This window comes from Paenibacillus sp. Paensp38 (genome assembly GCF_059491915.1).
In genome coordinates, this window is sequence record NZ_CP168516.1 from 2,457,240 (window position 1) to 2,483,542 (window position 26,303).

General features: G+C 41.2%; 22 protein-coding genes and 5 pseudogenes. 11 read left to right on the forward strand and 16 right to left on the reverse strand.

Annotation, left to right across the window (positions count from 1 at the left end):
* The first annotated feature begins 15 nt into the window (after nt 1–15).
* Nucleotides 16–222: a hypothetical protein gene (locus tag ACEN8J_RS10680; RefSeq protein ID WP_039275041.1), complete on the forward strand. Its 207-nt coding sequence runs from the start codon at nt 16–18 to the stop codon at nt 220–222.
* Between the two features lie 88 nt (nt 223–310).
* Nucleotides 311–850, forward strand: a pseudogene (locus ACEN8J_RS10685) (MBL fold metallo-hydrolase); the annotation flags it as partial.
* Nucleotides 851–903: 53 nt separating this feature from the next.
* Here the strand turns inward: ACEN8J_RS10685 and ACEN8J_RS10690 are convergent.
* Nucleotides 904–1,683 (reverse strand): annotated as a pseudogene (locus ACEN8J_RS10690) (glycoside hydrolase family 16 protein); the annotation flags it as partial.
* Nucleotides 1,684–2,341: 658 nt separating this feature from the next.
* Entirely contained in the window at nt 2,342–3,844 is a 1,503-nt protein-coding gene (locus ACEN8J_RS10695) for an alpha/beta hydrolase family protein (RefSeq protein ID WP_495594485.1), read from the reverse strand.
* Between the two features lie 417 nt (nt 3,845–4,261).
* On the opposite strand from ACEN8J_RS10695, the pseudogene ACEN8J_RS10700 reads away from it, so the two are divergent.
* Nucleotides 4,262–4,666, forward strand: a pseudogene (locus ACEN8J_RS10700) (MBL fold metallo-hydrolase); the annotation flags it as partial.
* 169 nt (nt 4,667–4,835) lie between these two features.
* Here ACEN8J_RS10700 and ACEN8J_RS10705 read toward each other — a convergent pair.
* On the reverse strand, nt 4,836–5,411 hold the full coding sequence (locus tag ACEN8J_RS10705; protein WP_069011159.1) for a TetR/AcrR family transcriptional regulator: 576 nt from the start codon (nt 5,409–5,411) through the stop codon (nt 4,836–4,838).
* A 146-nt stretch (nt 5,412–5,557) separates the two neighbouring features.
* Between ACEN8J_RS10705 and ACEN8J_RS10710 the strand changes: the two are divergent.
* Nucleotides 5,558–6,668: pseudogene (locus ACEN8J_RS10710) on the forward strand (alpha/beta fold hydrolase).
* Nucleotides 6,669–7,004: 336 nt separating this feature from the next.
* On the opposite strand, the gene ACEN8J_RS10715 reads toward ACEN8J_RS10710, so the two are convergent.
* The 7 genes from ACEN8J_RS10715 to ACEN8J_RS10745 all read right to left on the reverse strand — a co-directional run bounded on the left by ACEN8J_RS10715 (nt 7,005) and on the right by ACEN8J_RS10745 (nt 16,251).
* Nucleotides 7,005–9,032, reverse strand: a complete 2,028-nt coding sequence (locus tag ACEN8J_RS10715) for a beta-xylosidase family glycoside hydrolase (RefSeq protein ID WP_340885303.1) — start codon at nt 9,030–9,032, stop codon at nt 7,005–7,007.
* A 67-nt stretch (nt 9,033–9,099) separates the two neighbouring features.
* Entirely contained in the window at nt 9,100–10,995 is a 1,896-nt protein-coding gene (locus ACEN8J_RS10720; RefSeq protein WP_495594486.1) for a carbohydrate-binding protein, read from the reverse strand.
* 1,401 nt (nt 10,996–12,396) lie between these two features.
* Nucleotides 12,397–12,672, reverse strand: coding sequence for a hypothetical protein (locus ACEN8J_RS10725; protein ID WP_318628357.1), 276 nt, complete (start codon nt 12,670–12,672; stop codon nt 12,397–12,399).
* Nucleotides 12,673–12,755: 83 nt separating this feature from the next.
* Nucleotides 12,756–13,076: a hypothetical protein gene (locus ACEN8J_RS10730; protein WP_237449070.1), complete on the reverse strand. Its 321-nt coding sequence runs from the start codon at nt 13,074–13,076 to the stop codon at nt 12,756–12,758.
* Nucleotides 13,063–14,295: a WXG100 family type VII secretion target gene (locus tag ACEN8J_RS10735; protein WP_340885295.1), complete on the reverse strand. Its 1,233-nt coding sequence runs from the start codon at nt 14,293–14,295 to the stop codon at nt 13,063–13,065. Before ACEN8J_RS10735 ends, ACEN8J_RS10730 begins: the two co-directional genes overlap by 14 nt.
* A 210-nt stretch (nt 14,296–14,505) precedes the next feature.
* Nucleotides 14,506–14,778, reverse strand: coding sequence for a DUF6809 family protein (locus tag ACEN8J_RS10740; protein WP_340885293.1), 273 nt, complete (start codon nt 14,776–14,778; stop codon nt 14,506–14,508).
* Between the two features lie 378 nt (nt 14,779–15,156).
* The gene (locus tag ACEN8J_RS10745) at nt 15,157–16,251 is read right to left on the reverse strand and encodes an MFS transporter (protein WP_495594487.1); all 1,095 of its coding nucleotides are present in this window, start codon (nt 16,249–16,251) and stop codon (nt 15,157–15,159) included.
* A gap of 298 nt (nt 16,252–16,549) precedes the next feature.
* Between ACEN8J_RS10745 and ACEN8J_RS10750 the strand changes: the two genes are divergently transcribed.
* Nucleotides 16,550–17,152, forward strand: coding sequence for a TetR/AcrR family transcriptional regulator (locus ACEN8J_RS10750; protein ID WP_495594488.1), 603 nt, complete (start codon nt 16,550–16,552; stop codon nt 17,150–17,152).
* A 160-nt stretch (nt 17,153–17,312) separates the two neighbouring features.
* Here the strand turns inward: ACEN8J_RS10750 and mle are convergent, their stop codons facing one another.
* From mle to ACEN8J_RS10765, 3 genes and pseudogenes are all read right to left on the reverse strand, one after another.
* On the reverse strand, nt 17,313–18,155 hold the full coding sequence (mle, locus tag ACEN8J_RS10755) for an alpha/beta fold macrolide esterase (RefSeq protein WP_029515071.1): 843 nt from the start codon (nt 18,153–18,155) through the stop codon (nt 17,313–17,315).
* Nucleotides 18,156–18,280: 125 nt separating this feature from the next.
* Nucleotides 18,281–18,649, reverse strand: a complete 369-nt coding sequence (locus ACEN8J_RS10760; protein WP_029515073.1) for a hypothetical protein — start codon at nt 18,647–18,649, stop codon at nt 18,281–18,283.
* Between the two features lie 163 nt (nt 18,650–18,812).
* A pseudogene (locus ACEN8J_RS10765) lies at nt 18,813–18,941 on the reverse strand (LysE family translocator); the annotation flags it as partial.
* Between the two features lie 270 nt (nt 18,942–19,211).
* Between ACEN8J_RS10765 and ACEN8J_RS10770 the strand changes: the two are divergent.
* Genes ACEN8J_RS10770 through ACEN8J_RS10785 form a run of 4 tightly spaced genes read left to right on the forward strand, consistent with a single transcriptional unit; the run spans nt 19,212 to nt 23,194 of the window.
* Complete coding sequence (locus ACEN8J_RS10770) at nt 19,212–20,639, forward strand: spore germination protein (protein WP_029515074.1); 1,428 nt, start codon at nt 19,212–19,214, stop codon at nt 20,637–20,639.
* A 14-nt stretch (nt 20,640–20,653) separates the two neighbouring features.
* Nucleotides 20,654–21,862, forward strand: coding sequence for a Ger(x)C family spore germination protein (locus ACEN8J_RS10775; protein WP_318628355.1), 1,209 nt, complete (start codon nt 20,654–20,656; stop codon nt 21,860–21,862).
* Between the two features lie 6 nt (nt 21,863–21,868).
* Entirely contained in the window at nt 21,869–22,096 is a 228-nt protein-coding gene (locus ACEN8J_RS10780; RefSeq protein WP_029515077.1) for a hypothetical protein, read from the forward strand.
* 12 nt (nt 22,097–22,108) lie between these two features.
* The gene (locus tag ACEN8J_RS10785; RefSeq protein ID WP_238437983.1) at nt 22,109–23,194 is read left to right on the forward strand and encodes a GerAB/ArcD/ProY family transporter; all 1,086 of its coding nucleotides are present in this window, start codon (nt 22,109–22,111) and stop codon (nt 23,192–23,194) included.
* Nucleotides 23,195–23,266: 72 nt separating this feature from the next.
* On the opposite strand, the gene ACEN8J_RS10790 is transcribed toward ACEN8J_RS10785, so the two are convergent.
* The gene (locus ACEN8J_RS10790; RefSeq protein ID WP_318628354.1) at nt 23,267–23,959 is read right to left on the reverse strand and encodes a pseudouridine synthase; all 693 of its coding nucleotides are present in this window, start codon (nt 23,957–23,959) and stop codon (nt 23,267–23,269) included.
* Between the two features lie 115 nt (nt 23,960–24,074).
* Complete coding sequence (locus ACEN8J_RS10795) at nt 24,075–24,272, reverse strand: DUF3934 family protein (protein ID WP_029515083.1); 198 nt, start codon at nt 24,270–24,272, stop codon at nt 24,075–24,077.
* A gap of 210 nt (nt 24,273–24,482) precedes the next feature.
* On the opposite strand from ACEN8J_RS10795, the gene ACEN8J_RS10800 reads away from it, so the two are divergent.
* Entirely contained in the window at nt 24,483–24,911 is a 429-nt protein-coding gene (locus ACEN8J_RS10800; RefSeq protein ID WP_039274565.1) for a VOC family protein, read from the forward strand.
* A gap of 101 nt (nt 24,912–25,012) precedes the next feature.
* Here ACEN8J_RS10800 and ACEN8J_RS10805 read toward each other — a convergent pair whose 3' ends face one another.
* Nucleotides 25,013–25,384, reverse strand: a complete 372-nt coding sequence (locus ACEN8J_RS10805) for a winged helix-turn-helix transcriptional regulator (RefSeq protein ID WP_029515086.1) — start codon at nt 25,382–25,384, stop codon at nt 25,013–25,015.
* Nucleotides 25,385–25,618: 234 nt separating this feature from the next.
* Between ACEN8J_RS10805 and ACEN8J_RS10810 the strand changes: the two genes are divergently transcribed.
* The gene (locus tag ACEN8J_RS10810; RefSeq protein ID WP_029515088.1) at nt 25,619–26,194 is read left to right on the forward strand and encodes an NAD(P)H oxidoreductase; all 576 of its coding nucleotides are present in this window, start codon (nt 25,619–25,621) and stop codon (nt 26,192–26,194) included.
* Nucleotides 26,195–26,303 lie beyond the last annotated feature (109 nt).

The window sequence follows — 26,303 nt, forward strand, 5'->3', positions numbered from 1 at the left end:
ATATGAGGTGATATCATGTTAGCAAGTTTACAAGGTAAGGAAGTAACTATTCATTTTATAGATGGGGCAAATGTATGCGACGGGATATTGGATCAGATTGACGACAAGTTTGTTAAATATCTTACGCAATATCAAACGCTTGTTATTCCTATCACATCTATTCGCACCGTATCCATTGACATTAAGGAACGGCAACGCCATAGAGTTGGATTCGCCCCTTGAACCTATTTTAGTATGGGTGTCAATTACATTGTACGGAGGCCCTATATTATGTAAATTTTACATGGAGTAGAAATGCTTCAGCTAAGACGTATCGTTCGACAAACTAAAAGCTGTGATTTTGATGCATCATGATGTCGATCATATAGGTTGTCTTCCTGAGATTTTGCAGGAGTGTGGCGATCATATTAAAGTCTATGCACACGAACTGGATAAGCCGTATATTCAAGGGGAGATCCCACTTTTAAAAGATAGTCACCTTGTGCATCGCCCGAAGGGCAAAGTGGACGATACCTTAATAGATGGTCAGGAACTGCCGTTTTGCGGCAGGATTCACGTCATCCATACGCCTGGGCATACACCTGGTCATATCAGTCTTTATTTAAGGCAAAGTAAGACTCTTATAGCCGGGGATTCGATGTACAGTGTAAGCGGGGTTCTCGGGGGAATTCATGTTCCGACCACACCGGATATGGATGCAGCTCGTCTCTCATTGAAAAAGTATTTAGATCTCGATATTGCATCCGTAGTTTGTTATCACGGGGGATTAAGTAATGTACATGTGAATGATCAGATATTAGGACTTAGTGGCGAGTTAATTTATAGCGAATTGAAGCAACCCCGTAAATGACCGGGGTTGCTTTTATAATGTTCATATGAATTGTATCTAATGCCCACACTTTATTGATAGACACGCACGTAATCGACTAACATTTGGGACGGGAACTGCGTCGAGTTATTGGGAGCACCAGGCCAGTTTCCGCCGACCGCTAGGTTCAGGAGAATAAAGAACGGCTGCTGAAATTCTTCGGTGTTCCCGGTTCCGTTCTCTATATAAAATTCATTGAACTGCTGTCCGTCGACAAACCAGCGGATATACTTGGAGTCCCACTCGATGCTATACACATGGTATTGGGAAAAATCCAGATTGCCCGATACCCGCCCAAAGTCAGCGTGGCCTCCCGCATCCCAATGCACAGTACCGTTCACAGAAGGATTGTTGTTTACACGTTCCATAATGTCGATTTCTCCGCATTTCGGCCAACCTACCGAGCTGATGTTGCTGCCTAACATCCAGAAAGCTGGCCATATCCCTTGACCGGACGGTAGCTTGATGCGCGCTTCTACTTTCCCATAAGTAAATTTTTTCAAGTCTTGAGTTTTGATCCGGGCAGAGGTGTAATTCATTCCGCCATAAGCTTCTTTTTGTGCCGTAATCACCAGATTGCCTCCGGTAACCTGCAAATTCTGCGTACGGTTGGTATAGTACTGCAGTTCATTGTTTCCCCATCCGCCGCTTCCGGTACCGATTTCAGGGGTCCAATTGGACCGGTTTAACGAAGTTCCATTAAATTCGTCGCTCCACACAAGATTCGAGTTCGGTGCTGCGCTTGTATGCATTTCTGGAAGCAGAACGATTAGGAGACTGAGCAGCGCAACCGCACATAATCCTTTTCTTAGCATTAGTTCCCTCCTCAATAATAATAATCCAGGTTCTTAGACACTTCAGAAAAATAAGCCTTCAAGCGGTATTGACCATTGAAACGGGGATCACCTCTCTTTATATTTTTCTTCTTGGACAGCTCATAAGTTAGAATCGTAGATAGACGATTGAAAAAATATACCGCTCAAGCAGGAGTATAATGGAAATAAAATCCATATTCAACCTATATTTAAGTTTTTTTCACAAAAATTACTTCCCCATCTAGATAAAGTCGGTCTTTATAAATCAATAAGAAATTTAACAGCCATTAAAACAAACGTAGTAGCACGTATCGCACCGGACACGGTGTAGCGCTGGCGGTCATCTACGATTACCAGAAGACACGTGGCGGCGAGCATCCACAAATCTTCTTATCCGGAGGAAACCTTCCCCCTCAATTCCGTACAACTCATAGCGATGTCGCCACTTCACTAAGGTGGTAACGCTGTGTTATGTTTTTTTGCTACTTCCACACGGCTGCTCTGTCCTGCTTTTAACTCCTGTATGATGGCTAGTTTCTCAATCGCATTGTATTCGTTTTTCTTAGACAAAATAAAACTCCCCTTCAAGCAGCGGTTTATTTATTAAACCTGTCTACTTGAAGGGGAGCATATCAAAATCGGTACTCTGTTCCGTAATTTATATTAGCGAGGTTACGAACTTCACCTCCGGAAAGCGGTTATCCGGTCCTTTCATTAAGATTCCGCCTTGATTTTTCAGATACCTATCGAAGAAATCCAGCATATAGGCATTGATAACGGAGTTCGCTCTTTCGGGCGCAATCTTTCCTGTAATGCCCAGCATTTTGAAAATCGGAGAAATGAACTGTACGTCGGTAAAATTCAAATGCTCCGTATTTTCGATATAGAGGACTTGTCCTCCTTCGTCGACCGTTTCGCGCATCCGTTCAAGCTCCAACTTTTTATCTTCCGTTACTTGATCCTCCCACTCTCTTGTTGATCCCATACGGTTAAGCTCTGCATCCGTGTAGACCCGGTTATCCATCACCATTTTCAATTTTTCGAAATAGCTTTCCGAGTTGATGAACAAAAACGGCTTTCGTAGACCCTCTCTGTCACGCAGTCGATAAAGCCCTCCATCAAGGTCTATTCCAGCCGTGATTCGCGGATCATAAGAAGCGTCATAGGCCGTCGCTCCGCCGATGGAATGACCGAACGTCCCGACATGACCGAGATCAATCCTCCCTTTTAGATGACTTGGAATCAACCCCGATTGGATGAGCTCGAATTGGTCCAACGCAAACGCCACATCGCCGGTTAAAACTTTTCCCAACTTGTCGCGATTTCCTCTACTCGTCTGGTAATCATGGTCGGGCGAGAATAAGTCGTTGGTTGTGCTGGTCGTGATTCGCCCGTCCGGAAACTCGGTTGCAAATGTATTGTAGGTATGGTCGATCACTGCCACGATATATCCATGACTCGCGAGATTTTCGGCTTGCGACGTGTGGAGGAACCTAGAAGAGCCGTTGCCGGGATTCGCAAGGATCAGCGGGTATGAAGTCTGTACCGAGGAGACTTCGGCCCCCGAATAAGCATGACTGGATACGTACTTCAGGTGTTGAAACGTAAACTCGGGAAGGCCATAGTCTGCGGCCATATAACGTAAAATCTGGGTATCGGGAATAAAGGGAGCGTACTTGCCGGTGCTAGCTTGAGCCGGATACCAGACCTGAACCATCAATTCTCTCTTACCCTCTCTGGCTTCGTCGAAAATCTCTTCCCTATTTGTATCCACGAAATGAAAAGTTTGTGTTCCTACCTTAAATTCGCCTGTCGGTTCAGGTAGTTTAAATACAGGAAAAGCATACATGAGGCCCGCTGTTGCGACCAGCATTATTGCTATAGCGGTATAAGCTGAACCCAACATGAATCGTGGAATTTTTTTGGGGCCGGTTTTTTTAAAAGAGCTATAACCTGAAATGGCTAAAAAAATGATCGTTATGCAATATGGGAAAAATAGCTGAACTCTGTATCCTTCCACCGTCCAATGAATGACCAGTAAAAGTGTGGCAACCCCGCTTGCAACGAATACTGGAATTCTACGCCGTCCTTTTTTTAATAGTACGGTTAATGCAAATAAGCCGATGTTTGACAATAAAAGCAACAGTTCAAACAGCCTCATCTCGATTCTCCTTTCAAAAAATTTCTATTTTCGTTTGTTCTAATCTTATCCTGCCAGGCTGGCCTAAGCTATCGATTTGCCTTACATCAACCTAACAATTTTGTAATTCGATCTTGCGGTATTGGAAGACTCGTAAAACCAAGGATGAATCAGGAAATACCAATAAGTATGTGGTTAATACATCACAGACTCATAACGACTATGGTAGTATCACAAGCGCTGTTGACGTGTTGGGTGTACCAACATGATGCAACGTCGCATTTACTTGTTGGTGGCTCGAAACCAATTTCTGCGACTCAAACACAATATACGGAATATGTACGTGATGCAGTTCACGGCAATGTGACAAAAATTCGTGTTCGTGAAGTCCGATATTATGGAAATTTCACAGGAAGTAGAAAATGCTTCAGCTAAGACGTGTCGTTCGACAAACTAAAAGCTGTGATTTTGACGCATCAAGATGTGGATCTTATAGGAAGTCTTCCTGAGATTTTGCAGGAGTGTGGCAATCATATCAAAGTCTATGCACACGAACTGGATAAGCCGTATATTCAAGGGGAGATCCCACTTTTAAAAGATAGTCACCTTGGGATCCCCCCGAAGGGCAAAGTAAGACTCTTATTGCCGGGGATTCGATGTACAGTGTAAACGGGATTCTGGGGGGTGGGGATTCATGTCCCGACCACACCGGATGTGGGTGCAGCTCGTCTCTCATTGAAAAAGTATTTAGATCTCGACATTACATCCGTAGTTTGTTATCACGGGGGATTAAGTAATGTACATGTGAATGATCAGATATTAGGACTTACCCAAGGATTATAAAGTTAAAGTTCCAGCAAGCTACCTTTTCGTGAAACGATGTTGTTAGCGTAGAAGAATTGAACCAGTGCTTCAATTCTCCTACTGTTTCCTCCCTTCAACCCCTTCTTTAAAGTTTATTTCTGCAACCCATTGATGATTTATCAGTCATAAAAACATCACTCCACGCGTGCTAACTTGTATATAGATCAGACTTTAACTGATTAAAAATGTATTCTTGCATTTGATCTAAAAGAAGAATGATGTTAGTATCTTTGCCATTTTTCAAAACCCACTGAATAGACGTCATTGAGTTAGCAGCATATAGTTCAGCTAAATACTCCAATGCGATCGAAGTTGAAGAATTCTGTTGCTTTAAATAATCTAAACAAGTCCGAAACAAAATTTGTTCAAATTCTTTACGTAAATCGGCGGATATTTCATGAACGGTTAACAATGTTGAAATTTCCATCTTATTTTTAATCATTTGATCGGTTACAAGTTCTATGGCGTTTGCCACCTTGCCATCTTCCATGGAATCAAAACGCTGCTCAATTTCAACTTTAAAATCAGAAGCATACTGTTTAACTATCTTTTCTAGCAAGTCGTACTTATCCAAATAATGACTATAAAACGTAGAACGTCCGATAAGGGATTGATCACAAATTTTTTTGATCGTAATATCTTTAAAATCATGTTGTTGGAGTAATTCAATGAAAGCTCGCTCAATAGCTATTTTTGTTTTATAAATTCTGATATCTTCATTCATTTAACCACTTGCTCCTTATGTGTAAGTTTTCGAACACTTCATATATACCGTGTAAGATATCTTACAGATTATGCGATACTAATTATTTTTTATGTAGTAACTATACTCTATAGTAAGCACATACCCAAATTGAAGGAGGACAATATATGTTTAAATCCTATGTCCATAACGAACAGTTCAATCTTCAAATTAATCGTTTTATCAATGATTATTATCAAGAAGATGATCGAGCACAAGCTGACTTAGAAAAAATGATTCCGAAATTAAAAGACACCCATAGCTGGTATGAAGCTTGGCTCAATTTTGCAAGGGAACGCGAAGACAGCAAGGACTATGACTTAGCCTCAGTCTACTATCAAGCTGCAGAATTTTATCTTGCAACCACAGACCCCAATAAAGAAAAAATGTATCGAAAATATAGAGATACCTTCTATAAAGGCTTTCATGATTTTGATTATGAATCCTACCAAATTCCATATGAAGATTCCTATCTTCCTGCTGTAAAATTGTTGACGCCTGGAGCTACGAAAACATTACTTGTCTTTGGTGGGTATGATTCTTACATGGAAGAGATGCTTAAAATGATGAAATTCATGAAGGGAATTAATTACAATATTATTGTATTTGATGGTCCAGGCCAAGGAACTGCATTAAAAAACGGCCTAAAATTCATTCACAACTGGGAAAAGCCCATATCAACGGTGATTGATTATTTCAAACTAGATCGTGCAAGTCTCGTAGGTGCTTCTTGGGGAGGATATTTAGCTATGCGTGCGACAGCCTTCGAAAAGAGAATCGATAAAGTAGTTGCTTTTAACATTTTCTATTGTGGTTTAGATGCCTTAAAAATGGGAATGCCAGAAGAAACTTACCAAAGCATAGTGCAGCTAGTCGAACGTAATGAAGTAGATCAAGTGAATTCATTATTCGAACAGATGATGACTCACAATATTGATTTGCATTGGAAGATTACCAAAGGGATGGAAAACCGGTGAAGCAACGCCTTTTGATCTCATTAAAAATTTCGAAAAGCACACGATGCACGGCATTGGGGCATTCATTAATCAAGATGTTCTTTTACTAGCTGGAGAAGATGATCAATACGTACCTATTAGCCGACTCGCACAAATCCAACAAGAATTAATCAATGCTGCGTCCATTACAACCAAAGTATTTACTAAAGAAACAGGTGGCGAGCAACACTGCCAAGCAGGTCACAGGGAGTTAGCATTTAATGAAATGAAGAAGTTCCTATAACAACTGTAAATATATATTTTTTTTATACGCAACATGCCCATCAAAAAATCGTAGTTCCATAGCTTCAATCGTTGTTATCCCATTGGCAAGTAAAAACCGACTCCAATTATGGAGTCGGTTTAGTCCATTCATTTCCCCCTGTTATCTCAATGGAGAAGTCCGTAATTTCCTCTGAGCTTTTCAATTCATGCGGCCTAGCATGGTTAGATTTTCGAACCGAAGAACCTTGAAGGAGCGCAAGAAACGAACTTAGATGTCTATCAGCCCTTAATTTCCATTATTTAACATCTGATAGATCCAGGGAGTTAAGTCCACAGCTTCAAACCCTCTTGTTTGTCACTGCAAGTTTAAATAATCAAAATCAACAAAACCACCCGTTGATTTAGTAGCATAATTGAACAAAGCAAAACGGTATCCCATAAAGTGAGGGATTGTATATGACATCGGAAGTGTGTTGCCTATAGCCGTCCAATTTGTGCCGTTAAGACTGTAGTAGAAATATGCTTTATCCATCTGATTTGTAAAATCACATATAAGCTTAAGATATACTCTGTTCTGGGTGAAAGGGACACTTGCCACTTCAGTCATTGCTCCAGAGCTGGCATTCACCATAACAATGGATTTGGAGGTCCCGTTCATCTTTATGCCTACAAATCCATAATTAGCCTGAAAAGCTGCAAGACCGGAATAGTCTCCGTCCTTCATCCCGCTTGTTTCCATTGCAATGATTCCTGTACTTTTCGGTCCAAATGTCCTTTGGGTAAGCGTATTTCTGGCATCCAGAATACTTTTACTCACTTTCCCTGTAGTCATTCTCATAAATCCAGGACGCTGTGTAAGGGACCAATGAGTATTGTCAGGATTGTGGTTCCATTGCCACTCCTTTTTAAGAGTCGCTTCAGAAGACGAGGTTCCTGTAAACGAAACATCGTCCACATAGAAATTCATCAAATCACTTGTTGGGTCTGGGGTTGAACTGTAGGGTGTCTCAATGAAAATAAACGTTTGTGAGAGGTCGGCATCTGCCGGAAGTGTATATGTTCCTTGAATTGTGCCCCATTGGCCCTTGGTTAGCGTGGTGGACCCAAGAATCGATATACCTGTGTAACTTGGACCATTCTGAATACCAAAATTAAATTGCTTAGTGGCAGGACCTTCAGTGTATTTAACCTTTGCAGAAAAATTATACATTCCGCCGGCTGTTACTTTTCCGGTAATTACTTGTCTTGGACCAGCAGCTGTTTGTTGTCTACCGCTGACAAACAAGCTTTTTGAGCCGATGTAATAGTCTGTAGTGGTTGCTGCAACAAATGCAGTGTTATTATTCGTCCACGGGCTTATGGTGGCATTTTCAAATCCACCGTTTGCAATAAGCTGACTGGAGGCTTGAGAAGATGAAAACTCATCAGACGCATAGACCTTCTTTTCGGGATAACCTTCAACAGGAACATCCATCGTAAGAGGAACCTTACCGTTAACACCGAATACCGGCCAATTATTTAACCATGTAACCGGAACAAGATACGGCATACGTCCAATTGCTCCGCTGTCTTTAAACAGCATAGCATACCAGGAGCCAGAAGGAGTATCAACAATTCCCCCCTGTGCAATACCTGAATCATTCAATGACACCTGACCTGTATAGGGTCCTGTCAAGCTACTTGCACGATAGGTTAATTGTGTGCGGTTGCCTCCCGATGGCCAGCATATAAGAAATATATAGTACATTCCCTTGATCTTTTGTATGTGCGCGCCTTCAGCCTTGACTATGAAGCTGGAACCGGCAATATTACTGGCAGCGGAAATAATCACCTGATTAAGTCCCCCTGGCTTGATAGCCTTTGCATCTGCAGTAAGCTCAATAATGCTGATATTATCACTGCCATAAACCAAGAATACACGTCCATTATCAAACAGCAGCGATGCGTCATGATAATAATTGTCAAGCACTGATGATGTCCATGGACCAGTTTCTATATTGCTGGTTTGATAGATGTATGTTTTGCCGGTAGAATTGGAGCCAAAGGACACATAGTAGATGCCGTTATAATATCTAAGGCTGCTTGCCCACGAGCCTTTTCCATATTCGTTCTGCCCGTTGTTAAGATTTTGTGCGTCATTGTTGGCATACGTATCGTAAACATAATTTACGATTTCCCAATTGACGAGATCATAAGATTTCATGATCGGAACTCCAGGATTCATGTGCATGGTCGTGCTAGTCATATAAAAAGTATTACCTACCCTGATAACATCGTTGTCTGGAGAATCAGCATGTATAAACGGGTTTGTAAAAGTAGTAGCTGCAAATACAGAAGTATTGGACATCATACTCATGAATAATGGTAAAACTAATAAAAGCACACTTATCCTCCTATACATATTAGAATCGCCCCTAATCTTTGATAGGTTCAAAAGCTTTTAGTTTTAGTTAATTAAATTGTAAATAATCCACATAGGCATCCCAAGTCCCGTTATCGGTGGTTACGATCAGTCTGACCTCTTGATTTCCGGTTACATGGGTGATATTAGACAAGGTTTGGACCGTCGGCGTAGTTCCCGTAAAATAAAAGGAGCCAACTGTGGCTCCTCCTATTTGCAAGTCTACTCTGGCGGTACTGGAGTTATTCGAAGCACCCCTGACTGAAATACTATGAATAGAGTTGGCAAAATACTGAGTGTATGCACTATAATCATCATTGGCGTATAAAGCGACCCCATTGAAAGGAGAACTGATCTTCCCAGCGTAAGTACCACCGAGAGTCATATCCTCAGCTTCAACCCTTGTTCCAGTAGTATTGGGTGTAAACTGCCAGTAATCAATATTAAATAAGTTACCAGTCCCTGTTCCGGTAAACACTAAGAAAACCTTGTGGACTCCTGTTGCATTGCTTACAGTGGTTTCGACTTCCTTCCAGGTCTGTGTTCCTCCAGTAGAACTGACATTAAGAGTTCCAACCAGAGGACCCGTTGCACTGTCCAGACGTATTTCTATTTTACCGCCTGCATTGGACGCTATGTTTGCTTTAAACGTCTTGGCTCCACCGCTACCAAAGTCGGCATTTCCTACAGCGATCCAATCTCCATTGTGTACGTTTGTCACATTCAGATTACTAATGGGACCGCCGCTGGCTTGAGTAGGCTCGGTTGTGACTCCCGCTTGCCACGCCATGGACTCTGCTTCCACTCTGGTATACGGATTCAGATTGGAGAACTGAGCGATTCCTGTCATATTCCCCTGCACTTCAGCGATACTTCCATCTCCATTATGCGTCAGCTTATTAATATGCGGGGAGCGATAGCCTTTCCCAGCTCCAATTTGAGCCTTGCTGACCGTCTGGGCATGGTACACCACATACCATTCATTCTTAAAGTTAAATACAGCGTGATGGTTGTTGCCGCCCACACCGAAGAACGTATACGGATTTTTCAGGAAATGCCCTTTATAAGTAAAGGGACCCATCGGGCTGTCGCTGACCATGTAGCCAATTTCACCTGCAGGGTACTGTGGCGGGTGTGTCCCGGCAAAGTTGATACAGTAGGAATAGTAGTACTTTCCGTTATACTTATGAAGGCCCGAATCTTCAAACAGGTACGGGGCATCAATGGTGGTAGCGCTCCCAATAACGCTGGTCATATCTGCGCCCAATTTGATGACTCTGGCAGTTTTCGGATTCGCAATGGAGGCCGGATCGGATTCGTTCGGAATGCCGCCGCCGCTATACAAGTACCCTGTGCCATCATCATCCACCAGCACAGCCGGATCAAAAAGCCAGGTTACACCAGCCATTCCCGGCGTATTATGTGTCACAAGAGCTCTGCCCAGGGGGTCTGTCCAAGGGCCGATCGGCGTGTCTGCGGTCAGAACGCCAATGCCGGCTCCACCATTGGCAAAATAGAGAAAGAATTTATCTTTGCCATTGATTTTTTTTTGCGCAATGGCCGGAGCCCAGGAGTTGCCGGCCCACTTGGCAATGCCTCTGCCGTTGTTCTTGTTGTTCGCACCGGCAACCGGAATGGCACCGTGATCCGTCCAGTTCACCATGTCAGCGGAAGAGATGACCTGGATGCGATCCAGTCCGCTGAAGTCATTGTCTTTAATCGAGCCGTCATTGTTATACACATACGTATCACTGGACATATAGATATAGACTCTTCCATCATAGACCAACGCATAGGGATCAGCGCCCAATTTATGGTCCATAAGAGGATTCGAATTCCCTGGAAGCTTTGCAATTGCATTGTTAGCAGCATATACAGGTACCATTGGTAAACAACTCAGCAATAATGTAAAAGCTAATAAAAACACCGAAAATTTTTTAATCATAAACATATTCCTCCATTTTTATATATTATGTCTATTAAAAGTTTACAAATTGCCTATACATAGATTTAATTAGTAATTTTGTATCCTATTTGAAGGTTGGTGCTCCGAAACTTGGACTTGTAACATTTTCAGCAGATATTATAGCCTCCCCTCTAAATTTGTAATCGCTTTCATTTTACGGTGGAGACTCGAATCAAGCCGAATTAGCCAGTTCATCATTTTTATTTTCGCCCAATAAATTTCAGTTAATAGCTTTTTATAATTACCTTGGTTACGATACATACAGCAAACTGCGTTGCACGGGTTCCAGGCATTCTTTTGGATATCAGCGCCTTAATTCACCGATGGCAAGCCATAACAGTCGTCTTCATGCAAGATGGTGCTCTTCGAGCTGTTTGTGCACAAATGTCAATCCCCAAAGTTCAAGGTGCTCAAATATAGTGTCTGGTTCATAGGCAACCCTGTATATTAACGAACTACCGATCGTATTCCCAAATTCCCCTCCCTTCTTTTTCATTACACGTACCGATTGAAAACTTTAACTTTAGAGTTGAACTTGAAAGCTTTTACACAATTACAAAGGAATATTATGTCGTTAGTAAGCGTTGAAGCGAATTTTAGGCTACACAGTCGGGAAAACGATACCCAGGAATATAATACCATAAACGCCACTTTGGAACAAGTGATCGATACTATTGGGCATCATTCCTGCATGGTTCGCCAAGGCTTTATCCTTCCGGGGAGAGCAAAGCATGCGATTCTAATCGTTGCCGGGGAGAAATGCCAAGATCGACAACAAGAAGTGTCGGCTTCTGTCCTTTAACAGACCGTTCAAATTGGGCGACAGCTTTGCAACTTGTGGAGTATGCTAATAATTCCAGGCTGTTGCGAAGCTTATATTCATGCCATTTTATGCGACTAGTTCTAACCAGAATAGCCATCAACCATGAGTTATCTTACAATTCAAACTTCAATCTATAAATAACATTTATCCCCTCTCATTAATGCCCGATCCTTTTCTTTTAGTCGCGGATATGCGTAACAGTAACCATATTCAACGATCCAAGCCAAACTGTTTTCACTAACATTTTTAGATCAAGGATATTTAGGTGTTCAATGAAATTGGGTTTAATATTAAACGGATTGTTACGGAGTCCAAGCGCACTAGCATCGATAACGATTGTCTTTACCTGTCTAAACCTACGATGTTTGCTTTTTGCCTTCTGGACCTCAACAACACACCTAAACTTTCAAAATGAATTGAATACAAACGCTCTACAGCTTGAATAAGTATTCTATTCATTTGGTCCACCTCCATTAGATATGAAAAAAACTTATTTCTCCTCATGGTTCGAGGTGAAATAAGTTTTGAATTAAGTGCATTCAGACGAACAGGAGGCATTACCATTCGATTTCTTCACATAAACGGAAAACCATCTTTTTTTCAAATTCGTCTAATATCTTAAACCCAGTCATCTCATCTTCTTTTTCTCCAAGTTTTATCATAGTAGCTATTGCTAAGTCTCCTACTTTATAATGACCTATCAGCTTATCTTGATGTTCCCTTTTTAAAGATAATCCATTTAATTTTTTAAATATTTCCTCTGTACGAATACCTTCTTTTCCGATATGTGTCATTGCATGATATAAAACTATGGGGTTCTTTTCTTCTAGCAAATTTTCTAACTCATCTATTGAACATTTTCCTTCTTCAATTTTTTAAATATATTCATTTTATTCCACCTTTAAACTGATATTAATTAATGTTCCAAACTGTAAATACTCGCCCCAACTTGAACAAGATCAGGAGATGCTAACTTGCCAATGCATATTCCAATATTTTTCCTTTCAGCCATTGAAGTTGAAATTTGAACAGAGCTAACGCTTAATACCGTCTCAATTTGATTTGCATTTTTAATAAGAATTTTATCACCTATGATTTTTTTTATTTCTGGGTAGGTTAAATGGTCTAATCCTTTGTTTGTTCCTACTATAATTGTACCTTCATCTTTTGACTCAAAAGTTAAACTAACATCCATTATTTTTTCCATTTTAAACGTTACCCCTTTATCGTTCTTCAATATAAAGTTCTCCCTTAACATCACCTATACGCAAATCAGCACTTTTTAATCGGGTTATGGCATCCCTCAGTAGCGTCATCCTTTCTATTGATGTTAAATCGGGAGCGAACCTTGCAGCTCTTATACTAGCTTGGGCTTCATCTAGAGCAAAATTTCTTTTAAATGCATCTGGAGCAACATCATATAATTCAAATGCTCTCCCTGCCTTATATGCCTCATAGTGTCCCACAATTTCATGTGCAATCGTTGCCTTGGCTGACACACGTGAGTTAGCACTTAAGGTTCCAACTCCTGTATGCTCTGCTGGTAATACATCTGTATTTATAATAAATCTATCGTACATCATACCTGTATTCCACTCATCATAAAAACCAGGTCTACTCATTATTATATTATCTTCGGGAAAATCCAACGATTTAGTATACTGAATAATCTCCGTTTTCTGGACATCTGTTAATGGCAATTCATTACGCAAACCGTCCGAAGAAATTTGTCGTAAGTCCACTGCGCCCTCATACTTAACCGATGATTTCAAACTAATCTTAGGTTTGATTACTGAACTAACTCCTCCAAATAATCCTGCTGTACCGATCATATTAGCCCAGTGTTCTTTTGACCATGCATTTGTGGGATTAAATGCTCCCTGAATCATGCCCGTTACACCAAATGTACCGAAATTGAGCATATCATTCCATGAATCGTTTTGTTTAGCTGCCCGTTCCATGTACCCTTGATACATTCCCTTCGGAATGCCGTACGACATATAATCTAGGAAGCTCCATACTGAATCAAATTTTTTCTCATATCGTTCTGAATTAGCTGCTACAAAATCCTGACCAAGCTCCGTTAAGCTATCCGCCGATTTCTGGAGCGCATTTCGTGTATCTGCAACAGGAACTGCGCAAGTATTCGGTGGAGGTGGCAAGCAACCTGGGTCTAGATTCCCATCCTCCATCATATCTGCTAATCTAAATTTATTTGCATGCTGCCGTAGTTCTCTAGCAATCGAATCTGTTAGTGTAACAAAGTCAGCCATATTCTTCTGAGATGTTTGGAAACTATAATAGAATTGCTCCTTTGTTATCCCCTCCCAAAATCGTTCCATAAACGAAATTTGCTGCGATAACTGACTATTCATTTGCATCGCCGTTTGCTGCGCAAGCTCAAATTTCTTAGAGACAGTTATAAGTTGTTCAGGTGTCACTTTAATTGTTGTCATAATTTACCTCGGTTGAGTTCATTAAGACATAATAACATTATTCAAATTTATGGAAAACCATCTTTATTACTAATTGTTATATGAATTAGAAGACTTAATCCCTATGACCTATGACTTATATTTATTAAACGTTGGTGCCTCTTAATCACAATAAAAAGCCTTTTAACTATACACTTTTTTTAAATTTAAAGTACTAGTATCTATCTTAATTTAAATGATTTTTCTATCAAATATTTCAACCATCGTCAGAGCTCCTGCTTTGTATCCAGAAATATAATCTGAGGAAGATAATATAGAAATCAGTACATCATTTAAATCAGATAGTTCTTCAATTAATTCGTAATCTTGTTCCGACAATCTTGTTTTTAATGCTTTCATAGAAGCGGATATTTTCTGATGGACTAGTTCAAGCTCAGGGTTTTTAGGTTTGGTTCGTTCGCTTGGGTACCATTTTCCGTAATATAAATCCTCCAAGATACTCATATTCATCTTCTCCTTCGTGATATAGATAGGGTTTTGAGTTCGAACACAGAGTGCATTTTGTTCCTCAAAAACAAGAATATCTCAGTAAAAAATCAATACTGATTTTTAGCGAATATTTCACTAAAGTAATTGAGGACTAATGCCGAGTATCTGAAATGTGACCAGAGGATTTACAGCGATTGTGAACGCGGTGAAAAAGAATCACGACACATAGTGGATAACACTGTATGGTCGCCAGATTCGATCCGGTTACCTATGGGCAAGTGCTGGACGAAGTCAGCCTTTCTTGGAAAATAAGCTGGACTTCATATCTTCTACTCATTAACGTTAGAAGTCATAACAAGAAAATTTTAAAAAAAATCTTCACTAATTACTAGGTTAGTTTGGAGGGAACGAATACTTTTTGCCACCCCAAGCCACGAGAAGCGCAAGGAATAAGAGTATGAATAACGCCCATGAAAATGATCCCGCACCAAAAGTTTCAAGTAAAATACCCCCAGCCATCCCACCGCCAGCGATAGCCAGATTCCATACGGTCGTGTTAATCGGCATAACCATATCCACTTTGCTCTCCCCTGCAGCCTGAGCAAGCGCCGTTTGCAACAGCGTTGCTGCGCCACCGAAAGTTAAACCCCATACCGTAACAATGATATAGATCATAAGGACATTGGAGTTGCTAAAGCTCATGGCAATAGAAATTAAGACGAAGGAAATAAGACTAATCAAAACAAGCTTACGCAGCCAACGGTCGATGAATACGCCAGTTATCCATATACCTACGAGAGCAGCAATGCCAAAGAAAGCCAGCGCCAGACCCACTCTCTCACCCATCCCATTGGAGGCAAGGAATGGAGCAATATAAGTATAGAGAATATTATGGGCTGTCATCCAGGTCAGAACAACTAATAGTATGGGCCGAATCCCCGGTGTAAGGAAGACTGCATAGATCGAAGTTTGCTTATCGGAGGACTGTCCCGGATAGTCCGGCACCTTCCAAAGCACCCACACAATCAGTATAACTGTCAGTAGTGACATAATTCCAAAAACAGAACGCCAACCCATAAGGTTCCCCAGAAACGTCCCCGCTGGGACACCAATAGCCAAGGCGATCGGCGTTCCAACCATGGCAACGGCCATCCCCCTCCCCTTCAATGTAGCAGATACCATGCGGAGAGCGTAACCGCCGATCATCCCCCATAGAACTCCAGCCGAAACTCCTGCCAGTAGACGGGCAGCCAGCGTCAGTATGTAGCTGGAAGAAATCGCGGTGACACTGTTAAAAACCAGGAACCCGCAAATAGCCAGAAGTAACAGCGGACGCCTCCGCCATTGGCGGGTAACTATAGCTACAGGGATGGCAGCCACTAGGGAACCGATGGCATAGACAGTGACCAGTTGACCCGCCATTGCCTCTGAAATATAAAGTCCCTTGCTTATTTGCGGAAGCAAACCAGCCGGAATCGTTTCCGTCATAATACAGATAATCCTGTCATAGCCAAAGCAAGCAGACCAAGCCAGGGAAAGCGCTCAGAGGAGGCGGAAGAAGCAATCTTTACAGTAGTAGAAGAGTTATTGCTGGACATTAGCGCAGCTCCTTAAAATCGATTTCAAAACAAGTTCAAGCGAAAAATCAAGCATATATGCCAATGATTTGCTCTCCTTTTATTTTACTTATGGATCGATCAATCCACATTTTAAAGATACCTCTCTGTCTTGTCAATTACTTTTGGATCGATTAGTATATAAGTACAAGATATAAGGAGGCGACTCCATGGTTAGAACCGGAAGACCACGTAAATTCTGTCGCGACGAAGCGATCTCCCAAGCTATGATGTTGTTTTGGGAGCATGGATTTGAATCAACCTCTTTGGCTCAACTCAAAAAGGCGATGGGCGGCATCTCCTCAGCCAGCTTTTATGCAGCTTTTGAATCAAAAGACGCATTATTCAAAGAAGCGCTGGACCGGTATTTGGCTACATACGGACAAGTATCGACAAGCCTTACAAACTATTCACTTTCATCGCGCACAGCTATTGAATTAGCCTTAAGAAGTTCAGCAATCATGCAGACTAAGCAGACCCATCCCTTGGGTTGTTTAGTCATATTCTCTGCAAATACATGTTCCCCAGAAAACACTCATATTCGAGAACTATTGATCAGGCAAAGAGCAGTGACTAGGAACAAGTTCTATGCTCGTATTGAGCGAGCTACCAAGAATGGAGAACTTCAAGAATCCACAAATGTTAGCATGTTAACCACACTATTCGTTACCTTTCTGGAAGGTATATCTACGGAAGCCAGAGATGGTGTGTCCCTAGACAACATTGATACAGCCATAACTAAATTGATGGAGCTTTGGGATACTTGTGCCTGAGACTTGAGACTTGAGACTTGAGACTTGCCCAGTCTTCATGAAAATAAGGGCATACAAATAGCAAAAGGCAATCCCCTTAAAAAAGGAGATTGCCTTTTTATTCAGGAAGATTGCTTCTCTCGTAAACGGCTTTATTCAGCTATCCTACACATCAGCTGACCTAATTGAGTATCGAAGTGTGTTTTGAGATAGAATCGATTATTAAATCCCAGTCGTCATAGTGAAGCTCATGCCCGGCACCTTCCAATGTCAGTAAAACCGCACGCGGAATTGCGTTAGCAAGATTTATTCCGTGTTCATAAGGGATAATCGAATCTTCAGTACCGTGTATAACCAGTGTAGGAACGTTTATTTCCCCTGTTCTAGCCAAATAGGATTCCCCGCCTGACAGCATAGCGTGATTATTCATACTGGCCATATTGTTGCTTCTTTTCCATTCTTCTTTTGCTAATTGATAAACCTTTTTCTCATTGAAAGGATGCTTTGAACCGACTAAAATTCTTGATCTACCCACCACAAAATCGACCACCGATTGTTCGTTCGACCAATCTATTGCTCCCATATTCGAGAAATAGTCCATAACCTTTTTCTCCATCGGTGGAAGATCGGAAGCAAAATTTGACGTTGCTAAAAGAGTCACGGTTAATACTCTGTCTGGATGTCGTAGAGCTATCAACTGAGTCAGCATACCGCCCATAGACATCCCTACGATATGCGCTTGCTCAATCTTATAAGCATCTAATACTCGAATCGCATCATCTGCCATGTCTTCGAAGGTATAGTCCGGTTGACCAGATTCATAGGTTGTAGAACGTCCAACATCTCGGTTATCATAGCGAATGACAAAGCGACCTGTCTCAGCTAAACGCTGACAAAATTCTTGCTCCCACCAGACCAATGAGGATTGAGCCCCCATAATCAGTAATATTGCCGGGTTAACTTGCTCGCCGAAACTCTCACTACAGATTTCTATTCCATCGCTTTTTATGAGTTGTTCGTTCATGTAGAATTCCTCCCCTCAATGATATATAACAAAAAAACACCGAATATTACCTTCATCACTTATCCCCATAAAGTACTTACGGTGCCCCGCCTTAGGCAGACAGAAATTACCGATCTACTCGGTCGCTAGTTTAAATTATTTTGTTGCAAGAAATTCAGAAAATCTCTTTGCATAGAGCCAAGAGTAAGAATTTTTTTGATTATCCTAAACCTACAATGCTGGCCTTTGATTTTAAATGACCATATTGCAGAAGACAGGTGTCCAGAATGGTATTTTTGTTCTTGTAAATCAGCAACTTCATATTCAACTTTTTGTACTACTTTTGTGGAAAATAGATTGAGGAAAAGGATAATAATCCTATCATTATTTAAGAGTAATATGGCTCGACTTGTATAAGCCGAAAAGCTCTGTGGAGTTGAATAGCAGACAAGCATGTCAGATTCTCTATAAGGTTCTGCTAGCTTATTGATCGTTTTTTTTGTAATAAATAGCATGATCAAATACCTCTCTATTTGGATGTTTAAATGAATTGATAGAAAAGAATATCCTTCAAAAGTATTATACTACACAAGTAAACTATTCCAAAAAAGGATAGTCATCTGTAGCCTATTTAAACATACTCCCTCCTCCTCACTTTAGATGTGACATATACTCAAATGCTCCAAACGTATATTTCATTGCCTTTTTTGCTCCAAAATGATGCACTGTGGATAATATGACGATATTGGTAGGGCCTGGTGTGAAGGTAGCAATAAAACAATAAATTAAAACTGATGTAATATTCATAAGGAAAACTCCTTTTAGCGTATTCTCATGAAATATTACATCTTAAGATAAATAGCATATAGTATGTTATTGCAGGTATTGTATCCTTCGTAGTCACGTTCTCCCATCATTTTTGCTTTTCCTCATCATACCAAGCCTTCAAAGAAAGAGAATAGCCTTTATCCTCCACCGTTGAAGATGTCATTGACCTTACCGACAACAACGCAATTATGGATTATTGTGGTATTATTTTGGATTATTGTTAATACTACGTATCTGAGGAGGGTGAAAATGAAGTTACATACCAAATTTTCAAGACAATTATGCCAGAATATTGATCTCATTTGTGACTTCATGGGAAACAGTTCGGATTTTGTTGTTCGTGAGATCACGACTGGCCATAAACACGCTGCTCTTTTTTATTTGGACGGCATGACTGACATGCAAAAGGTACAGGATAACGTGATCCGTCCGTTGCATGATCGTGTCTCCTCTGACGAGATCACTTTACCGTTATTGAAAAACGCAATTTTGGACATTGGTGAAGCAAACTTTACTCAAAACTTTGAAGATGCCTTGGAACAGATCCTCTCCGGTGGTCTTCTCCTACTCCTGAACGATATGGATGAAGGATTGGTCATTTCTTTGCCTGGATGGGAAGAACGCAGCATTTCGGACTCGAAGACACAGCCAGTGGTCAGAGGTCCGCAAGAAGCGTTTACAGAAACTTTACGTACGAATACGACTATGGTTCGTCGAAGGGTGAAGGATACAAGAGTACGTCTAACTACCCTAAAAGTTGGCAAAAAAACTAAGACCGATATATCGGTCATGTATTTACATGGGATCGCTGACCCAAAAAAGGTGCAGGACATGATATCCAAGTTAAAGAACATGCATGTGGAAGGCGTGCTTGAAAGCGAATATTTGGAAGAATGTCTCCATGAAGATAAACAATTCACGATATTTCCGCTCTTTTATAATTCTGATCGCCCAGACTCTATTGCAGCAGGAATTATGGAGGGGAAAATAGCGATATTTGTGGATGGATCTCCCTTCGCCATCCTTGCACCTGCGGTGTTTGCAGATTTCCTTCAATCCGCAGAAGACTATTATCAATCCTTTGTTTACAGTAGTATCATTCGAATATTAAGGTACATTTGCCTGGCAATCTGTATGTTGGCTCCGGCCATTTATGTCGCATTAACGACATTCCATCAGGATATGATTCCAACCGTTTTGTTATTAAGCTTATCCGCGCAACGTGAAGGAGTACCGTTTCCAGCATTTATTGAGGCGATGATCATGGAAGTGGTTTTTGAAATTCTGAGGGAGGCAGGTCTTCGTATGCCACGGACGGTCGGTCAAGCCGTTTCTATTGTCGGGTCAATAGTGATCGGCCAAGCAGCTGTAGAAGCAAACATCGTTTCGGCTGTTATGGTCATTGTTGTTGCAATAACTGCCATTTCGAGCTTTGTCATTCCCTCGTACACTTTTGCTATTCCAATCCGGATATTACGTTTCGCTTTCATAGGCATAGCCGCTATGTTTGGTGTGTACGGATTGACTGTTGGTATTCTCATGCTCTTTGTACATCTGAATGGGCTTCATTCATTCGGTGTACCGTATTTGAGCCCCTTTGCCAATTACAAATCGTCGGAGCAGAGGGACGCCATATTGCGTTTTCCATATAGAACTAAAAAACATCGTAAAAACTAAAGGAGTAAACCATCATGAACTCGTATCGATCCACCATTTTATTACTGTTTATGTGCATCTGGCTAATGGTGTTTCTTACGGGTTGCTGGAACAGTAAGGAATTGAGTGCAATTTCCGTCGTGATGGCTCTGGGCATTGATGCCGTTGATGACCAATATGAAGTCAGTTTACAAGTGGTTGACCCATCGAAAATGTCGCAGAATTCCCCCATGGAACGGACGCCAACGATCGTTTTTTCCAAGCGCGCCGATACCATATTTGAAGCTATTCGAAAATTAACAACGGAATCGTCCCGAAAAATGTATATGTCTCACTTAAAGTTTGTCATTTTTGATGAGAAAACGGCAAAAAAAGGAATCAAGGAGCCGCTGGACTTTCTGTTCCGTGATCATGAAGTTCGACCTGATTTCTATTTGGCCGTTGTCAGAGGAAACTCGGCAAAGGAGGCCGTTACTTTTGTAGCTCCAACCGAGATCTTGCCTGCAATGGATATGTATAAGGCATTAAGGCTTTCTGAAAAAGCATGGGCTCCAACTTCCGCGGTCAATGTGAAAGATATTTTAGAGAAATTTACAGAGGATGGCATTGAACCGGTTCTCACCGGTATTCGACTGACAAACGTAGAAAAAGGTCTAACTATTGATAATGTGACAAAGTCGCCCCAACATGTTAAATATTTTTTTACTGGAGTTGGTGTTTTCAAGGGCGACCGACTTATCAATTGGATGGATGATTCACAAAGTAAAGCCTTTACATATATATCCAACCGTGTTTCCAGCACCGTAGCTTCCATCGATTGTCCGAATTCCAAAGGGAAATTTGTTGTTGAAGTAATCCGTTCCAAAGTAAAGATGCGTCCAGAAATAATAGACCATGAGCCGCACATTTCTCTTATTGTGGATACAGAATCCAATATCGGAACGATCTCGTGCAATGCCAACCCTAAGAATGAAGAGACATTTAGAGATCTTCAAGAATCAGCTAAAGAGCATCTGCAACAGTCTTTGAAGAAAGGCATTTCGCACGCACAACAAATCGGTTCCGATATATTCGGGTTTGGAGAAGCTTTTCACCGCAAGTTCCCACGTGAATGGCATAGATGGAAAGAGGATTGGCCACAAAAATTTCAAACGCTTAAAGTGGATATTCAGCTCAACTATCGTTTAGTCCGGTTCGGAGACATTACCAGTCCAATTGATATGGGAATACACAATCAGGAGTGAATGCATATGCTTTATGTGATTCTCGTAACTTCCATTTTAACATCGTTGTATGAGTTTAAAAAATTTAAGGCGAAACAATATGTGCGTGAAATTGTATTCAGCTCGATATTGTTGATTATAGGCGTTATATTGATTATCCTACGGATCGCCAATATTAAACTGCCGACTCCACTGACGGGCATCCAAATCCTATTTCAACCGATAAGCCGGTTACTTACTGAAATATTATCTTAAGGAGGCATTGGGATGAATTCCAACTTGACCGTTCGACAAGCTATTATGTGGTTTGCATTATATCAAATAGGAAGCGCATATCTGGTACTCCCAGCGGCAATTACCGCTGTCGCTAAACAAGATGCCTGGCTCTCCATTCCAGTCTCCTTAGGTTTCCATCTGTTATTGATACCTTTATATGCCTCCATCGCTAGGCAAATACAGGGGAAATCTTTTGTAGAGCATCTCCGTTGCCTCTTCGGTCCCTTGGGCGGGACGATCAGCATCGTTTTCATTTTTTTCTTTCCCTTTCTTGTGTTCATTATGACACTTCGAAATCTGGGCGACTTTATCACGATAGCTATTATGCCGGAAACTCCCTCCGAAGCGATATATTTCATCATGCTAATAGTCATTTATTTCGCCGTTCGATCAGGCCCTGCTGTAATTGGCCGTTGCGCGGAAATCTTGTTTTTCTTCCTTCTTGCTCTGTATCTTTTGGTCAGGATTACCCTCCTTCCTGATACCAACATAGATAATGTGCTCCCTATTTTCGAGTATGGTTTGAACCCTATCGTTCTCGCTTCGTTCAATTTGTTTGCCTTTCCCTACCTTGAAGCAATTCTGTATCTTTTTTTTGCACAGTACATCCCCGATCCAAAAAAGTGGAGAAAGACAGTGATTACCTCTGCATTGATTAGCGGCGGCATGTATTTTTTCATGGTTTTACAAATAATTGCCGTGATGAGTGAAGGTGTTGTATCTAATTTGACATTTCCCACTTATTTTATTAGCCGAACAATCAGTAACGGGGAGTTTCTTCAACGGTTTGAAATTGTTGTTGCAGTGTTCTGGTTTGTCACCATATTTTTTCGACTCACACTACTTTTATATGTTTCAGCGCAGGGGCTTGCAGATGCTTTTCGTCTTCGAAGCGCTAACTCTCTCTTAGTTCCTCTGATCCTAATCGCATTGGCAATGGTTCACTCTATTTGGCCAAATATGCAATTTTTAATCAAGTTTTTTTCAGTATGGCCTTTTTACGCCATGATTTTCGGTATCGTGTTTCCTATTGTGCTATGGCTGGTGGGTAAGAGGCGGCTCGCTAAAATTTCGTAAAAAGTATCACTAAAGTTGCGTTGGCCGTATGAACATACTGTCCTTCAAATAAACTTTTGTTGTACTTACTCATTATTGCAATTTAGCAAGAAGCAACTCCAGTTCCTCCCTCTCAAGATGTCTCCATTGCCCACGCTCCAGATGATCTAAGCTAATATTCATAATTCGAACACGTTCCAACTTGAGCACCCTGTACCCCAAGGCCTTACACATTCTGCGAATTTGCAAGTTCAGACCCTGCGTCAAAATAATGCGGAACTCGTATTTGCTTGTACGATCAACCTTGCACGGTTTGGTAATAACGTTCAATATTTCAACGCCACAAGACATAGCCTGCGTAAACTCGTTTGTAACAGGTTTGTCTACAGTTACTACATATTCCTTTTCATGACCATGCTCGGAACGCATCATTTGATTGACAATGCTTCCATCGTTGGTTAATAGAATGAGTCCCTCTGACGCTTTGTCCAGCCTGCCAATGGCAAAAATCCGCGAAGGGTAGTTAACATAACTAATAATATTACCAGCAACCTGTTCTGCTGCGGTACAAACAATGCCTATAGGCTTATTCAGAGCCAAATATACAGGTTCACTGGAATTATACGGAATAACTTCCCCATCAATCAGCACGATATCCTGTGGCTCTACTTCCGCGCCCGCTTCACAGACAATGCCATTAATCGTAATTCGTCCTGCTGCAATCAGTCTGTTGGTTTCCCGACGTGAGCAGAATCCTGTCTCACTGATGTACTTGTTAATTCTCACGATTCACCTGCTTCTGATTATAATATGTGAGTTTAAATAAAATAATTAAAAAAACACCTGATTGTTCTTGCTTAATCAGATGTTCGCCGTTTACGACAACTTATACTTTCCCGGCTTATTTGCTACTGTTACCGCCGTTTTTATTCCTTGTTGGTTTGGCAGTGCCGCCTTTTGTGCCACCTGCCGCTTTGCTTCCCGGTGCGCTTGTAGAAGCGCTTTTTGTCCTTACTGGCTTCGCAGTTTTGTTCCAGCGTGTCCATCCCTTACTACCTGTGCCTCTGCCGGTCCCGCCGCCCTTGCTTTTTCCACCCATATGATCACTCCATTACTAATCGTTCAGATTTAACTAAGCTATCATACCATTACTTTGAATATAATGCCCATTTGTTTTAAAAATTGAACATGTTGAGCCGCAAATACTTTCGCAAAACGGATCTTACTGTATTTTTGTTAGTTTGCAGGTTAATAATGAAATAAGGCCATATAGTATGGAAAAATAATGATCCTTAAAGGAGTGAAACACATGTCTGTTGATGTTTATCTTAACTTTAATGGAAACTGTCGTGAAGCAGCGGAGTTTTACGCAGAGGCATTTGGGACTGAGAAACCACAAATTATGACGTTCGGTGAAGCACCGCCCAATCCCGATTATCCTCTACCAGAAGAAGCCAAAAATCTGGTCATGCACACGCGGCTTCAAATTGATGGTAGTAATGTCATGTTTTCAGACGTTTTTCCTGGTATGCCATTCGTAGCCGGAAACAACATCAGCCTCGCCATCGTCAATAAGGACGAAGAGAAAATTCGATCGTACTTTCATAAATTAAAAGAAGGAGGAACCGTAAACATGGAACTTCAAGAAACATTCTGGAGCAAATGTTACGGTAGCCTTAAAGATAAGTTCGGAATTGAATGGCAATTAAGTTATGATAACGGAATGACCGACAGTTAGTCTGTTATATTACCCTGCGATAGTTAAGCCCTCGCAAGCTATTCTAATTGAATACTTTGTGAGGGCTTAATATCAGCTTAAAGTTACTCTATACAGCAGCCTTAGAATTCTTCCAAAACCTTGAATTTGTCTCCATGAATCTTATCCAGGTGATCCTCTCCCCAGTAGCATAAATGGTCTAGCGCGGGTTTTAATCCCCAGCCGTAGTCCGTTAACTCATACTCTACTTTAGGAGGGATTTCATTATAAACCTTTCGTGTAACGATCTCATCCTTTTCTAGGCCTCTGAGCTGAGTGGTCAGCATTTTTTGTGTAATGCCGGGTATTAACCGACGAAACTCAGACGTTCGTTTCCGTCCTGTCATCAGATGGTAGATAATTAAAGGCTTCCATTTCCCTCCCATCACCTCTAAAGCCGCTTCCACTCCAACTTGATACTTCTTTTGAACCCTATTTTTTGTCTGTTCAGTCATTTCTTAATCCTCCTTTAGAAGGCTTCGTTTGCTCAGAACAACCCATCACTTCAATTCATTACTCAGATCAGTTTCTAGGGAATCTACCTAGGGCACTTCCATGTTCCTATGGCACCTGTATCATCCTATAGAACTTAGAAGTGCGTACTTCCAGATTATTTTTCTACTGTATATAATAGCATCAAGCATTGAGCATTCCTAGAAGTAAGCTATTGAGAAAGGTAGTGAAGAAGCATGAAAGTATTAACCGTTGTTTCACACCCGAGAAAAGATTCCTTGACCTTTAAGGTTGCTGATCGTTTCGTACAGGGTCTTGCCGATGCAGGCCACGATTATGAGATATTAGATTTGCATGGGATTGGTTTTGATCCTATTTTAAAAGGAGTAGATGAACCGGATTTGACAGTTGCGGAACAGTCCTTTTCCCCTGAAGTAGAAATGGAAATAAGGCGGATGAAGGAGCATGATGCATTGGCATTTATTTTTCCACTTTGGTGGTGGAATTTGCCAGCTATGCTGAAGGGTTATATTGACCGTGTATGGAACAATGGGTTTGCGTACGGTTCGAATCACCTGCATCATCAGCATATCTTGTGGCTTGGCTTGGCCGGCGTTTCGAAAGAACAGTTGAAAAAGCGTAACTATGATGAAATGATTACTCATTTGCTGAATGTGGGAATTGCAGATTATTGCGGAGTTTCCAATTCCAAGGTTGAATTCTTAGATGAGACCCTGAGTTCAAATTCCGGTCATTTTGTAATGCTGCTGGACCAAGCTTATCACTTTGGTTTGAATTATGGCAAGGATTAGGCTTTATTTACAATCCCCTCCGACACGAAGGCCGGAAATCCTAACAGAATGCGAGAAAGAATTATCTTTCCGCAAGGAGACCTAAGTAGTAACGCGAAAAAAGACGTTA

Excerpts from the sequence above, each read along its gene's own strand:
- ACEN8J_RS10680 (WP_039275041.1), top strand. The coding sequence starts at position 16 with ATGTTAGCAAGTTTACAAGGTAAGGAAGTAACTATTCATTTTATAGAT.
- ACEN8J_RS10695 (WP_495594485.1), bottom strand. The coding sequence starts at position 3,844 with ATGAGGCTGTTTGAACTGTTGCTTTTATTGTCAAACATCGGCTTATTT.
- ACEN8J_RS10705 (WP_069011159.1), bottom strand. The coding sequence starts at position 5,411 with ATGAATGAAGATATCAGAATTTATAAAACAAAAATAGCTATTGAGCGA.
- ACEN8J_RS10720 (WP_495594486.1), bottom strand. The coding sequence starts at position 10,995 with ATGATTAAAAAATTTTCGGTGTTTTTATTAGCTTTTACATTATTGCTG.
- ACEN8J_RS10735 (WP_340885295.1), bottom strand. The coding sequence starts at position 14,295 with ATGACAACAATTAAAGTGACACCTGAACAACTTATAACTGTCTCTAAG.
- ACEN8J_RS10740 (WP_340885293.1), bottom strand. The coding sequence starts at position 14,778 with ATGAGTATCTTGGAGGATTTATATTACGGAAAATGGTACCCAAGCGAA.
- ACEN8J_RS10745 (WP_495594487.1), bottom strand. The coding sequence starts at position 16,251 with ATGACGGAAACGATTCCGGCTGGTTTGCTTCCGCAAATAAGCAAGGGA.
- ACEN8J_RS10750 (WP_495594488.1), top strand. The coding sequence starts at position 16,550 with ATGGTTAGAACCGGAAGACCACGTAAATTCTGTCGCGACGAAGCGATC.
- mle (WP_029515071.1), bottom strand. The coding sequence starts at position 18,155 with ATGAACGAACAACTCATAAAAAGCGATGGAATAGAAATCTGTAGTGAG.
- ACEN8J_RS10760 (WP_029515073.1), bottom strand. The coding sequence starts at position 18,649 with ATGCTATTTATTACAAAAAAAACGATCAATAAGCTAGCAGAACCTTAT.
- ACEN8J_RS10770 (WP_029515074.1), top strand. The coding sequence starts at position 19,212 with ATGAAGTTACATACCAAATTTTCAAGACAATTATGCCAGAATATTGAT.
- ACEN8J_RS10775 (WP_318628355.1), top strand. The coding sequence starts at position 20,654 with ATGAACTCGTATCGATCCACCATTTTATTACTGTTTATGTGCATCTGG.
- ACEN8J_RS10780 (WP_029515077.1), top strand. The coding sequence starts at position 21,869 with ATGCTTTATGTGATTCTCGTAACTTCCATTTTAACATCGTTGTATGAG.
- ACEN8J_RS10785 (WP_238437983.1), top strand. The coding sequence starts at position 22,109 with ATGAATTCCAACTTGACCGTTCGACAAGCTATTATGTGGTTTGCATTA.
- ACEN8J_RS10795 (WP_029515083.1), bottom strand. The coding sequence starts at position 24,272 with ATGGGTGGAAAAAGCAAGGGCGGCGGGACCGGCAGAGGCACAGGTAGT.
- ACEN8J_RS10800 (WP_039274565.1), top strand. The coding sequence starts at position 24,483 with ATGTCTGTTGATGTTTATCTTAACTTTAATGGAAACTGTCGTGAAGCA.
- ACEN8J_RS10805 (WP_029515086.1), bottom strand. The coding sequence starts at position 25,384 with ATGACTGAACAGACAAAAAATAGGGTTCAAAAGAAGTATCAAGTTGGA.
- ACEN8J_RS10810 (WP_029515088.1), top strand. The coding sequence starts at position 25,619 with ATGAAAGTATTAACCGTTGTTTCACACCCGAGAAAAGATTCCTTGACC.